The sequence below is a fragment of the Bradyrhizobium sp. 23AC genome (genome assembly GCF_054863025.1).
On the sequence record NZ_JAVAYN010000008.1, the window covers coordinates 1 to 12,332 of the forward strand.

General features: G+C 64.7%; 8 protein-coding genes. All 8 read right to left on the reverse strand.

The window, feature by feature from the left end:
* Positions 1 to 336: 336 nt before the first annotated feature.
* Positions 337 to 1,656 (reverse strand): DUF3422 domain-containing protein, encoded by a 1,320-nt coding sequence (locus RAD10_RS20165; protein WP_461618928.1) that lies wholly within the window; start codon positions 1,654 to 1,656, stop codon positions 337 to 339.
* A gap of 146 nt (positions 1,657 to 1,802) precedes the next feature.
* Complete coding sequence (locus tag RAD10_RS20170) at positions 1,803 to 4,115, reverse strand: TonB-dependent receptor (protein WP_461618929.1); 2,313 nt, start codon at positions 4,113 to 4,115, stop codon at positions 1,803 to 1,805.
* Positions 4,096 to 5,175: a HoxN/HupN/NixA family nickel/cobalt transporter gene (locus RAD10_RS20175; RefSeq protein ID WP_461618930.1), complete on the reverse strand. Its 1,080-nt coding sequence runs from the start codon at positions 5,173 to 5,175 to the stop codon at positions 4,096 to 4,098. Before RAD10_RS20175 ends, RAD10_RS20170 begins: the two co-directional genes overlap by 20 nt.
* Positions 5,176 to 5,376: 201 nt before the next feature.
* On the reverse strand, positions 5,377 to 7,302 hold the full coding sequence (locus RAD10_RS20180; protein WP_461618931.1) for a TonB-dependent receptor: 1,926 nt from the start codon (positions 7,300 to 7,302) through the stop codon (positions 5,377 to 5,379).
* 777 nt (positions 7,303 to 8,079) lie between these two features.
* Complete coding sequence (locus tag RAD10_RS20185; protein ID WP_461618932.1) at positions 8,080 to 8,550, reverse strand: hypothetical protein; 471 nt, start codon at positions 8,548 to 8,550, stop codon at positions 8,080 to 8,082.
* Positions 8,534 to 9,445, reverse strand: a complete 912-nt coding sequence (locus RAD10_RS20190; RefSeq protein ID WP_461618933.1) for a DUF2950 domain-containing protein — start codon at positions 9,443 to 9,445, stop codon at positions 8,534 to 8,536. The genes RAD10_RS20185 and RAD10_RS20190 overlap by 17 nt, the downstream gene beginning before the upstream one ends.
* Positions 9,442 to 11,136 carry a DUF3300 domain-containing protein gene (locus tag RAD10_RS20195; protein ID WP_461618934.1) on the reverse strand — a complete coding sequence of 565 codons (1,695 nt, stop codon included), beginning with the start codon at positions 11,134 to 11,136 and terminating at the stop codon, positions 9,442 to 9,444. Before RAD10_RS20195 ends, RAD10_RS20190 begins: the two co-directional genes overlap by 4 nt.
* 113 nt (positions 11,137 to 11,249) lie before the next feature.
* Entirely contained in the window at positions 11,250 to 12,230 is a 981-nt protein-coding gene (locus tag RAD10_RS20200) for an ABC transporter substrate-binding protein (protein ID WP_461618935.1), read from the reverse strand.
* Positions 12,231 to 12,332: the final 102 nt, after the last annotated feature.

The following is a 12,332-nucleotide window of genomic DNA, read 5'->3' on the forward strand; positions in this document are numbered from 1 at the left end:
GGCTCACAGGGACTACCCGCCCTGCCCGCACCTCTCATGCCGACGCTGCCGCGTCCACCGCAAGCCCGGCTCGCGATAGTGACGACACATGATCGCCCCTCTTGGATGAGCCGGGATGGGCGACACATACGCCGAAACCGAATTTCGGTAAAGTGGAATATTTTTGCGCTAGTGGATTGACAGAGGGCGACACAGGCTCGGTCGCGCAGCCCGGATGAGCGCAGCGACATCCGGTATCGGCGCGAGTCGCTGCACGGCGATCGGTGCGGACGCGCGGATCCTGTTCAGCGACATCGAGCCGGGCGGCGCGCGAGCGCAAGAGCCTCGTTTGCGCCCTCAGTCGTGAGCGCCCGACATTTCGTCGTGCTTCAAGTGCCGCCTGCGGATATTGCGGGTGACGATCCAGACCACGGCCACGGCAACCGGCACGAAGATCGCGGTTGCCAGCGAAGGCTCGACATGCAGACCACCGTCATGGGCGCCCTTGGCGAGGTAGCCGAACAGGCTGACGACATAGTAGCCGATGGCCGCCACCGACAAGCCTTCGACCGTGCTCTGCAGCCTCAATTGCAACCGGGTGCGCTCGTCCATCGAGCGCAGCAGATCGCGATTCTGCTCCTCGAGCTCGACATCGACGCGTGTGCGCAACAGATCGGCCGCGCGCGCGAGCTTGATCGACAGATCGGCCTGCCGGTCCTCCATCGTCGCACAGGTGCGCATCGCAGGGGCCATGCGGCGGGCGAGGAAGGAGGACCAGGTCGGATAGCCCGCGATCTCGCCGCCTTCGATCACGGCGAGGCGGGCCTGTACGATGTCGTTGTAGGCGCGGCTGGCGCCGAACCGAAACGAGCTGCCGGCAGCTCCCCTTTCGAGCGAAGCCGCCAATGCGGTCAGTTCCGTCAAGAGATGGTTGTTGAGCTTGAGATCCTCGGCGCCCTGCATCTCCTCGAGCACTTCGACGAGCCGCCGGCCGATATGATCGACAGAGGGCGCAAGCTCGAGCGCGGCGGGCAGACCGAGCAGCGCCAGCGTGCGATAGGTCTCGATCTCCAGCACACGCTGCACGAGGGCGCCGAGCCGGCCGGGCGACAGGCCGTCGTTGCAAACGAGAATGCGGACGAAACCCTGATCATCCGTGCGAAAGTCGGATGCGACGACGGCAGGTCCGCTGCGGACCGCAGCGATGGCGAGACTGCCTCTCTCGAACAGCTGCTGCGCACGCTCCAGCGCCGCCGAGGTCTGCTCGACCTCGAGCTTGACGGCGACCAGCAATTGGCCGGATTGGCGCAGAGACCGGATCAACCCGGCCGACTCTTCACCGATCTCGCCGAACCGGCGCGCGGGCGCCTGCGGGCTGCTCAGGATCCAGGTGAAGGTGCTGAACTCCGAGTGTTGCTCCCAGCGGAGCTGGGTGTCACCGATCGTCACCTGGTGATGCTTGGTTGCGGCGTCCGGCGGCGCCTGCCCGTGCGACATGCAGAATGCCACGAAGCTCTGCCGATCCGCCGCAGCGACCTCGCCTTGGCCGAGAAAGGCAAAGCGGAGCACCGTGACCGGCGCCGTCAACCGGGTGAATGGACGCGCATGCACCTCGGCCAGCACCGCACCACGCTGCGGATGCAGTTCGAAGTCGGCGAGATCGAGGTCACGGTTCATCGACGGTCCCCTGGTGGGCTTTCAGGCCGCGATGTGCCGCCAACCTGGCCGTTCACTACCACAACACACCTCGCCTGCAACGCATCGCGCGTTGCGAGGCCGTTTTTTCGCCGCAGAGACTTTCGCGGGCCACAGCCTAACCAGACCTAGAACGTCCCGGCGATGGTAAGACGGAACGTCAACGGCTCCACGGGGTGCAGCACGTAGTCCATCACGCCGTTCTGACAGACTGAAGTTGGCGCAGTGCCCGATGCGCAGAGGTTGTAGAGCGTATCGGTCTTGAGCAGCGAGCCATAGGCATAACTGATCTGGTTCGCCCTCGTGTTGAGGAGGTTCAACACGTCGAGCTGAAGGCGCCAGCCATTGTCGATACGATAGCCGAGGCGGCCGTTGAAAATGCCGGTCGCAGAGGAACGGAACGCGTTGTCCTCGGTCAGTGGGCTCGACGCCAGATACCGCCAGCGCAAGGTCCCGAACCAGCCGGTCCTCTCGCCCAGCGTGACGCCGACTGATGCCATCATCGCGGGCGAGTTCGGAATGTAGTTGCCGGGCGCATTACCGATCTGCGCCTCGGGATAGCCGGCGAGCGAGGTATAGACGTCCGCCTGCTCGCTGTCATAACCGCGGAAGCGTGCATGGCTCATTGCGAGATCGGCGTCGATGTCGATCCAGGATCTGGGCCGGTAGTGGTTGGTCCATTCAAAGCCGTAGCGGCGGCTGGCGCGGGTCGCCGACGTGTCCCCGGCATCGCCGGAGAACAGGATCTCGGAATCCTGATCCAGGATGAAGAGGCTGAGCGAGGTGTCGAGGCCGGGAACGATCCTGCTGCGCACGCCGACCTCTGCACCCTTGGTGCGCACCAGGAGCGGCGATGGCGTCAGCCTCGTCGCGGGGTCGCTAGGATCCTCCGTCGTGGTCGCGCCGCGGGCGTCGTTGGAGTGCATGCCGTAGCCGGCGCCGAAGAAGAATTCGGTCTGGTTGAACGGGCCGAGCACCATCCTGAATTTCGGGCTGCCGAGCGCGGCGTCGGTGCGGCCGGAATTGTTGGCATTGAACCGCGACGTGACGTCGGCGGCATAATAGTCGCCGCGCCAGCCCACCGTCGTCCTGAGCCAGTCGGTCCAGCGCACCGTGTTTTCGGCATAGACGCCGACGCTGCCCTCGCCCACCTTGTCGCTGCGAACGCTGGCAAGGAAGCCGCGCTGGAAAGTGTTGGTGAGCGCGAGATCGATCGCATCATAGCGCGACTGCAGGCCAAAGCTGGTCTGCATCGGCAAGCCCGCCAATGAGCCGTTCAGCGTGCGCGAGATGTTGGCGCCCACCATCAGGCGATCGTCGTGCTGGTGGAACTGGTCACCGAGCACGGGATCGCTGAGGAAGTAGGTGAAATTGTTGAAGAGGTCGAGCTGGCTCTTCACGACATAAGCGTTGGCTTTCCAGGAGCCGAGATCGTCGCTCTGCGCGATGCGGCCCGAGAGCGCGAAGCGGTTGGTGCTGCCGCCGTCGCTTGGATCTTCCGAGCCGAAGCGATCGAGAAAGCCGGATGCGATCGCGCGCTGCGGGACCTGGTCCGTCGAATTCCATTTGTTGGCGTAAGCCATGCCGGTGACGGAGACGCCGTCGGTCGCGGTGCCCTGGCTGAAGCGCACGAGGCCGTTGAGCTTTCGCACGTTGTCCGGATTCTCCCACGGACCGTTGTAGGTCCCGATCTCGCCGGCCACGAGCACGGAGCCGTCACCGACCTTCGCGGAGTCCATGCCGAGCAGGCGGCGATAGCCGAAGCTGCCGGCGGTCACCTGCGCTATTCCCCTGGTGCGGTCGATCAGACCGATATGGACGCTGCCGACTGATGCGAAATCGCCTTCGTCGGCGAAGTACGGACCCTTGCGCACATCCACTGCGGCGATGGTTTCCGGGATCAGCCAGTTGAGATCGGCATAGCCCTGGCCGTGCGCGTGGGTGCGCATGTTCACGGGGACGCCGTCAACGGTGATGGCAAGGTCGGTACCGTGGTCGAGATTATAACCGCGCAGCAAATACTGGTTGGCTTTGCCCTCGCCGGAATGCTGCGTCACGATGAGACCCGGTACGGCTTCGAGCGCTTCGCCCGGCCGCGTGAAAGGGCGTGCATTGATCTCCTCGCCCGAGACGGAGATCTCGCTGGCCATGCTGGGCTGGCCCTTTGCACCCGAGGCGACGCTGCGCACATCCGACGCTTGCGCCGCTGCCGGATACACGGGGATGCGGTGATCGGCTGGGGACGGCCTGCCGGCCCGGCGCGATGCGACCGGCTTCTTGCGCCCCGCCGTCTCGCCGCCGCCGATCTGGATTGGCGGCAGCTCGCGTGAGGTGCTCTCGCTCTGCGCGAAAGCGCGGCCGTCATCCGCGAGCAGAACCAGGGCCGAGAGTGCCGTCAGCGCGCCGCCGCCACGACAGGGCTCACGCCACTTCGGTCGCATCGGCGCATGCCAGAGCTTTCGTCGCGGCCCGGTGTCGGCCGTCAGCAAAGACGCGGCGATAGAGCACGACCGAGACGAGCCAGGCGACCGCGAACAGCGCGATCACGGCAAAGCCGACATTGGCGAGGGACTCGTTGAGGCCGTCGACCAGCGTCCACACTCCTCCGGACAGATCGAGCCGGTCGGCGATCAGCCCGAGCGCCTCGATACCGCCGATCAACAGCGCGACCGCCACCGAGGCGCCGGTGATCGTGAGGTTGTACCAGAGCTTTCGCAAGGGGTCGACGAAGGCCCATCGATAGGCGCTCACCATCAGCGCGGAATCGGCGGTGTCGACCAGCGCCATTCCCGACGCGAACAATACAGGGAAAACCAGCACGTCGGCGACCGACGCTCCCCGCGCGGCTTCAGTTGCTGAGATGCTGAGCAGGCCGATCTCGGTCGCCGTGTCGAAGCCGAGCCCGAACAGGAAGCCGAGCGGATACATGTGCCAGGGTTTTGTGACCAGGCGGAACAGCGGTCCGAGCAGTCGCGCGAGGAAGCCGCGATTGGCGAGCAGCCTCTCGAGGCCTTCGGCGTCGTGAACCCCCTGCTCCCGCGCCGCGCGAAACGTCCGCCACAGGCCGACGAAGATGACGAGATTGATGGCCGCGATCACGAGCAGGAACAGCGCCGACACCGACGTGCCGATGAGGCCGCCGATCTCCTTGAGCAGGCTGTCGCCGCCAAGGCTCACCACGCCGAGCGCGAGCAATATGGTCGCGACCACGACGACGGTGGAGTGGCCGAGCGCAAAATAGAGGCCGACGCTGCGCGGCGCGCCACCCGTCTGCATCAGCTTGCGCACAACGTTGTCGATGGCGGCGATGTGGTCGGCATCGACGGCGTGGCGCAGACCGAACACCCAGGCCAGCAGCGCAGTCGCCAGCACCGTCGGCCGATCGCCGAACAGCGCGAAGGCCCAGGCCCATGCGGCGATGTTGGCGGCGATCAGCCCCCCGAACAGCACCACCGTTCCGGGCTCGACCGCCCGCAAAGTCCGCCTCACCGCCTGCTCCATCCACCTGATCCCGCAGTATGACGTTTATCAAGAACCCTCATACTGGCAAGAGCAAGAGCCGCGCCACTTTTCGGCCTGGCGGCCGAAGGGGCCCAGCGAGACGGAAGTCACCTCGTTGATTCAATGGAGACTTTTTTAGTCCGGCGCATCACGGCGCCGGAGCGGAATGCTGGGCTGCGTTTCACGCAAGCGCGTGCGCGGTCACATATCCACGGTCATCGACAGGAGATATGTGCGCGGTGCTCCCAGGAAGAACGTTCCGAACGAAGCCACGCTGGACCAATAACTCTCACCGGTCACGTTCTGGATGTTTGCGCGGAAATCCGTCTTCTTGCCGTTGATCGCGGTGGTGTAGCGGGCGCCGAGGTCGAGCCGCGTCCACTCGGGAATCGGCTGCTTGTTCGCGGCGTCGACGAACTGCCTGCCGGTGTAGATCACGGCTCCATTCACGGTGAGCCCCCTCATCCACGGGAGGTCCCACTCCGCACCGATATTGGCCTGTATGTTCGGAACGCCGATTGGCGTGTTGCCCACATTGGCCGCGACGGCGGTCTTCGTCAGGGTGCCGTCCAGCAGCGAGATGCCTCCGAGGACACGAACATCCGGCAAGAGTTCGCCGTAGACGTTGAATTCGAGCCCGCGGACTCGTTGCTCGCCTGTCGCCGCGAAGCGCCCAGCGGACGACTCGCCGCTCGCCTTCGATATCTCGAACGCGCTGAAGGTGGTTGCGATCCGGCCAAACTCCACCTTGATACCGGCCTCGTACTGCTTGGCGATGTAGGGCTGCAGCACTTCACCGAAATTGGACGTACCCTGAGGGGCAATGTCGCCCCGCGCGAGACCTTCGACATAGTTCGCGTAGAGGGAGACGTTGTCCTGGGGACGGACGACCAGGCCGACCACCGGGGTGACCGCGCTCTTGTCATAGGACGACGTCGGTGTCCCGACATTGGAGGAATAGTTGTTCGCCTCGATGCCCTGGCGGCGGACGCCCAAAGTCAACAGGACGCGCTCATCGAGCACGGACAAGGTGTCGGCAATCGAAAGCCCGGTAAGCTCGCTGTCCGAGAGCCGAGGGCGGTCGCTGATCTCGTTCGCGAACTGAGTTGGCGCGACGGTCGGACTGTAAATGTTCGAGGTGACCAGACTGCCATTGGTGAGCCGCCGGTGCAGCGCGTCGTGATAGACCGAGGCCTGGAAGGCGACGGCATGGTGGACGAAGCCGGTATCGAAGCGGGCGCGAACACCGCCATCATATGTAGTTCGATCGATGCTGAGGCCGAAGTACTGGGGCGTTGAGGTCGTATTGCCGTTCGTGTTGACGATGGTCGGAAGACCGAAGAACCGCTCGACATTGGTCTTGGAGCCGCCGACATCGGCGAACAGCGTGACCTGCTCGGTGAGATCGTACTCGGTCCGCAGCAAGGCGGACTGGTCGTTGATGCGCGACCATTCCCAGGGCTGGGTCACGTTCAGCTTGCCGTCCGGCGCCTTCGGCACCTGCAGGCCGGGAGCCATCAGAAAGGGACGTGACGGCGCGTCGAACCGATCGGTCTGGGCGATGAGATAGAGCCAGGATCTGAACCGTTCGCCTTGATAGTCGAGCGCCAGCGATCCGACACCTGTCGTCTCGGACTGGCGGTCGATGGGCGTGTCGCCGCCGCGGACGCTTCCGCTGGCGCGTACGCCCCATTCCTTGCCATCGCCGTAGCGCCTCGCAACATCCCAGTGACCGCCGAAACGTGCGGTCGAGCCGTAGCTCGCGGTCAAGCGGGTCAAATCCTCTTCCGCGCGCTTGGGCACGACATTGACGACGCCGCCGACGCCGCCATTGGGCGCCATGCCCGAGAGCGCGGCCGAGGGACCCTTGAGCACTTCGATGCGCTCGACGTAGTCCGTGAAGATCCGATATGTCGGCGCGATTCCGTAAAGGCCCTCGAAGGCGAACTCACCGTTATTGCCTTCGTTGATCGGGAAGCCGCGTATGTTGAAGGAATCGACGATACCGCCCGTCGGGTGGGAACTTCGCACGGAGGGATCGAGGATCAGGGCATCCGCGCCCGTTGCCGCCTGTTGATCCCGAATGAACTTGTCCGTGTAGCTCGTCACGCTGAAGGGTGACTTCAAGGTGTTGGTATTTCCGAGCATCCCCAGTCGCGCGCCTTGAGCGACCTGCCCGCCGGCAAATGGCGGGACGACAGCCGGTTGCGATTGCACTGCGACCGTCGGAGCTTGCGGGGCGCGCCGTGAGGTCGATCGGACCCGCGCGTCGTTTCGCCTGGTTGGCGCACGGCGAACCGACTGTTGCGTCGGAGCTTCGACAGTCACGGGCGGAAGGGAGCTGCCGCCCTGAGCCGTTTGGGATTGAGCAGGCGATTCAAACCACGTCAGCCACGCCACACCACCCAGCAGCGCCGCACCAAAGCGAGCTACCGTCTTATCCCTACCCGCACGTCGCATTCCAGAAAGTCCTTCATCAATAGCGCGCAGCCCGCCGTGAAACCGCGCTTGGCCAGCAACGACCATGGATCGAAGAGCAGCTCTTCGTATCCGAGCTCGGCCGGCATGCATGGCCCGTCAATCAGTTGCTCTGCAGACGCGCACGCGCGTTTGCTGCCTTCGTCTTGGCGGCAACATCCGAATGTCAGCGATCTGCATCGCCTCTTTAAAAAGACGCCATCGTAACGGCAACGCAAATGCGTGCGCGTGGCTTAGAATGCCTCGATCATCGCCAACTGCGAGGAGAATGTCTGGAACAATTCAAATGCGCTTTGGATGATTCCAGATCGGTGCGGTCAAAATGCCGCAGGAAGATTCGCCGGGAGTGCGCTCGTCAGGAACGCTTCGGCGTCATCACTTCGTTGCTGTGGCCTTGATTACGACGACATCCGCCGCTGACGCGCTCTATCTCAGCGAGATCACGATCTGGCTGATGTTGGCCGCAAGCTCCAGGCCGGCTTTCGGCCCCTGCATCACGATCGTCACCCCCTTCTCATTGCGCAGGTGGACGCCGCTGACGCCCCCGACCAAAGCGAAGCCGCCGCCGACGGAGCTGTAGGTGCCGGCGAAGTCGCCGACCTCCCGGATACCCGAGGCCCAGCCGTCGAGCCGGCCTATCGTCGCGCCGGCGGTGATGCCGAAACTCATGCCCGTGATCTTGAAGGGATACTTGCTGCCCCGATAGGTCAGCACACCGCTTCCTACGCCACCGCCGACGAGGAGACCCGCCTTGACGATCTTGGCACGCACGTGACCGGCGGCTTGCGCGAAGGACGGCGTAGCCGGCACTGCGAAGCTCAGCGCCAGCACCGGTATCGCAATCAGGCGACATGCGCGCAGCCGCGATGCCATGATCCGTTCAAGGCTTTGCGGCATCGACTTTCTTCCAAGTCTGGTCGGGATCGAACAACATCGTGCGCGGCGCGATGAAATCGGTTCTCGCCCCCAGATCCTTCTCGTAAACGGTGCCGGCATGGTTCACCACGAACGTCATCACACCGGAATTGCCGTACTCGGCGGGCCAGGCGATCAGCCCGAAGCCGCCGATCATCTTGCCCTTGACGACATAATTGAGCGCGCCGCCAGGCGCGTCGGAACCCTGGCCCTTCAGGATGCGGAAGTAATAGCCGTGATAGGGCGCGAGCTTTTCGCCCGGCTTGTAACCCTCGGCTGAAGCCTCCGCGACAAGGGGACCGAGGGGGCTCGGGTCACTGTCGTCGCGCCAGAACAGACCGTCCTTCTTGCCTGATGTCGAGAGGAAGCGCTGTGCGTAGATGCCGGCGCCCTCGCCGCGATCCTTGTCGGCATATTCATTCTGCGCGTCGACATAGGCGAGCGCGGTCTGGATCGCGTCGAGCTCGTTACGACCGATGCGGCGGCGCAGCACTTCGATCCGCCCCTCGTCAGTGTCGAACTCCCAGCCAGCCTTGGTGTTGACGAGGGGAATCGGGAACGGGAAATCGTCAGGCCCGAGCACCAGCGTCGCCTTCTTGTTGCCCTCCGCCTTGATCGAGTGCTTGGCGTCGTACATCGAGACGAAGCGGGCGCGGATATCGGCGTCGGCGACTTCGTCGCCCGACGAGACGATGTCATCACCCGCCCTTCCGAGCACTTTCAGAACGTCACTTGGACCGATCTTGGCCGCCGCCGCGAGTGCCGAGGCGGCATCCTCCGGCGTCGGATAGGACTGCTGGGCTCGGGCCGTGGTGACGAGAGCCAGCGCCACGATGCCCGGCAGAGCGGCGCGACGAAGCAACTTCAAGCCGGTCATGGCAATTCCTCCGCAGGGATCTTTGCGCCATTGGCGAGCCAGTCACTGTAGGATCGGAATCTCAACCCGAGCTTGTCGTAGTAGACCCGCAGATAGCCGTCGCTACCGCGCGTTACAGCATCGGGCGCCACCCGCTCGACCTCCTGTGCCATGACACCGACATAGGCTTTGTCGCTGCCGATATAACTGAAGCGGTAGTAGCCGAGACCGCTTGCGAGATGGCCGAGCAGGACGACATCGCGCTTCAGCGCGATGTCGGAACGCCGGCCACCGCCGCCACCTCCGCGGCCGCCACCACCAAAGCCACCTCCACCGCCCCGCATTGCCATTCCGCCACCGCCGCCGCGACCGGCCATGCTCGGTCCGCCGCCGCCACCGCGCGGCATGCTCGCCATGCTGGATCGTCCGCGTGCAGATGCTGCGGCTGCCGATCGGCCGGAGGAGACGTTCATCGCGCCGCCGCGATTGCCGCCACCGCCGCGGTTGGCCGCACCGCCGCTGGGGCGGCTGGCAGCCTTTGCGCGATCGCCGCCACCCTTGGCACGGTCGCCTCCGCCCTTGGCACGATCCCCGGCACCAGCGCGATCACCACCGCCCGGCCGATCGCCGCGATTGCCAGCACGGTCACCCGCGCGATCGCCGGCCCGATCACCAGCACGATCGCCCGCGCGATCTCCTGCTCGATCTCCCGCACGATCGCCTGCACGATCTCCTGCACGATCTCCTGCGCCCTGATTGGGACGCAGCACCTGATTGCCGTCACGGCCTCGGAAATCCATCCGGTCCGACGCCCCCGCCTTCAGGTTGTTGTTGCCAAAGCGCTGCTGAACATTGCTGTTGTTGTAGCGCACGCCCTGGCGATGCGCCGGATTGTGCTGCCAGCCGTTACCGATGTTGGTTGTGCGATGATTGACGTAGACGTTGCGGTTGCCCCAATTGCAGCCGCCGCCCCAATAATTGCCCCAGCGCCCGATCGCCCAGGCGGTGCCGAAAGCGAGGCCCGCCGCAACCACGCCGGCGCCGATATAGGACGGGTAGCCCCAATAATACGGCGGATACTCCGCATAGGGCCAGCTGCCATAGACCGTCGCCGGATCGTAATATGGCACGTACATCTCCGCGGGATTGGCCTGCTGGATAACGACGACCTGCTTGCCTTCCTGCGACTGGACACTCACCTTCTGCTGCTTGGTGGTGACCAGCTTCTTGTTGTCATAGGCCTTGTTGCGCAAGCGCTGGATCGCATCCATCACGTCGGGCTGCTGGGCGAGAAAGGCATCACCGAGCTTCTTGGTCCATTCGAGCTGGTCGCTCATCATGGTCAACACATCGGCGGTGCTGGCTAGCGCCTTGACGCTGTCGTCCCAGGCCTGCTTCTCGACCTCCGTCTTCAGCGCATCGCCCTTCAGGGTCTTGCGCTCCTTCAGCCAGCGGTCGGCCTGCACCACCTCCAACGGATAGGTTGAGGCGGCGAGCACATTGGCAAGGAGCTCGTCCGGGTACAGTGCGATCGGCGCCACCAAGGCCTCGAGCTGCTCCGGCTTCAGAAGCTCGGCCGTCGGCGCAGGCGGAGCAGCCGGCTGCGCTTGCGAAGACGGGGCCGCAGGCGTCGTGCTGGTTTGCGCCGTTGCGGCGAACGATGTCGCCATGACGACCGCAAGCGCCATCAGGATCTTGCCGCAGCGAAACATTGCATCCTCCCTTGCACTTCCAGGGTGGGACGATCGGGCCGGAACGCAGACGTTTGTTGATCGAGATCAACGAAACGAGGTCCTCGTGGCTGCTGCAGCGCGAGAGCCACGCGTCATTCGATCAGTTCGGCGTCCATCAGCAGGCGGCCCGGCACCGTCAGCCCGAGGGCATTGGCCGTCTTCATGTTGATGACGAGCTCGAACCTGGTGGCGAACTGCACTGGGAGCGACCGAATCTCGGCGCCGCGCAGGATGCGATCGACATAGCCGGCGCCGTCGCGAAATTGCTGGGTGAGATCGGCGCCATAGGACATCAGCCCACCGTTCACCGCGTAGAAGCGGACCGCGAAGATCGCGGGCACGCGGCGCTGCGTCAACAGTGCGATCGTCATCGCGCTCTGGGTCCCGAAGAAGCCGCCATCAGGCAGCACGACGAGGCCACCGCCGTCGCGTGTCGCGGTTTCGATGGCCGCCGCGATCTCGGCCCCGCTCCGGACACTGGCACCGGTGACCTTGAGACCGAGGCGGTTTTCCATCTGGTGCGCCGCCTGAAGATAGAACGGCGCATAGGGCGACGATTCCGGATTGAACAGCAGCGCCGCGTGGCTCATCCCAGGCACCATATCCTTCAGCAGACCGAGCCATTTCCCGCTCATCGAGTGCTCATAGAGCGAGAAGCCGGTGAGATTGCCGGTCGGCCGCGCCAGATTGGCGACGAGGCCGGTCCCGACAGGATCGGAGAGCCCGACGAAGACGATCGGAATTCGCTGCGTGGCATCGCGCAGCGCCCGGGTCGTGCCCGTGCTGGTCGAGAGCAGTACGTCCGGCCCGGCGGCAATGAGCTCGAGCGCCTCCAATTGCTGGCGTGCCGGATTGGGACCCGGCCAGCGCACCTCCAGGCGATAGTTCTGGTTGGCGATCCAGCCGCGATCGGTGAGCCCCTGCTGAAAGGCATCGACACGCATCTGCGCGCCGGGATCGCCGGCGACGTTGCCGGTCAGCACGCCGACGAACGGCGCTCTGTCCTGGGCCCGAGCCACGACCGGGAACGCAGCCGCGGCGCCAACCAGCGACATGAACTCACGGCGTCTCATCGCCACCGACGCTCCCCACATGCGCCCCCATCCCGGTCATCGCGCAACTGCGAGAAGGAAACGGCTTCGCCGAACCCGCGGGCTTGATCAAGATCAAGATGC

Coding starts and splice junctions, on each gene's coding strand:
- RAD10_RS20165 (WP_461618928.1), bottom strand. CDS start 1,656: ATGAACCGTGACCTCGATCTCGCCGACTTCGAACTGCATCCGCAGCGT.
- RAD10_RS20170 (WP_461618929.1), bottom strand. CDS start 4,115: ATGCGACCGAAGTGGCGTGAGCCCTGTCGTGGCGGCGGCGCGCTGACG.
- RAD10_RS20175 (WP_461618930.1), bottom strand. CDS start 5,175: ATGGAGCAGGCGGTGAGGCGGACTTTGCGGGCGGTCGAGCCCGGAACG.
- RAD10_RS20185 (WP_461618932.1), bottom strand. CDS start 8,550: ATGCCGCAAAGCCTTGAACGGATCATGGCATCGCGGCTGCGCGCATGT.
- RAD10_RS20190 (WP_461618933.1), bottom strand. CDS start 9,445: ATGACCGGCTTGAAGTTGCTTCGTCGCGCCGCTCTGCCGGGCATCGTG.
- RAD10_RS20195 (WP_461618934.1), bottom strand. CDS start 11,136: ATGTTTCGCTGCGGCAAGATCCTGATGGCGCTTGCGGTCGTCATGGCG.
- RAD10_RS20200 (WP_461618935.1), bottom strand. CDS start 12,230: ATGAGACGCCGTGAGTTCATGTCGCTGGTTGGCGCCGCGGCTGCGTTC.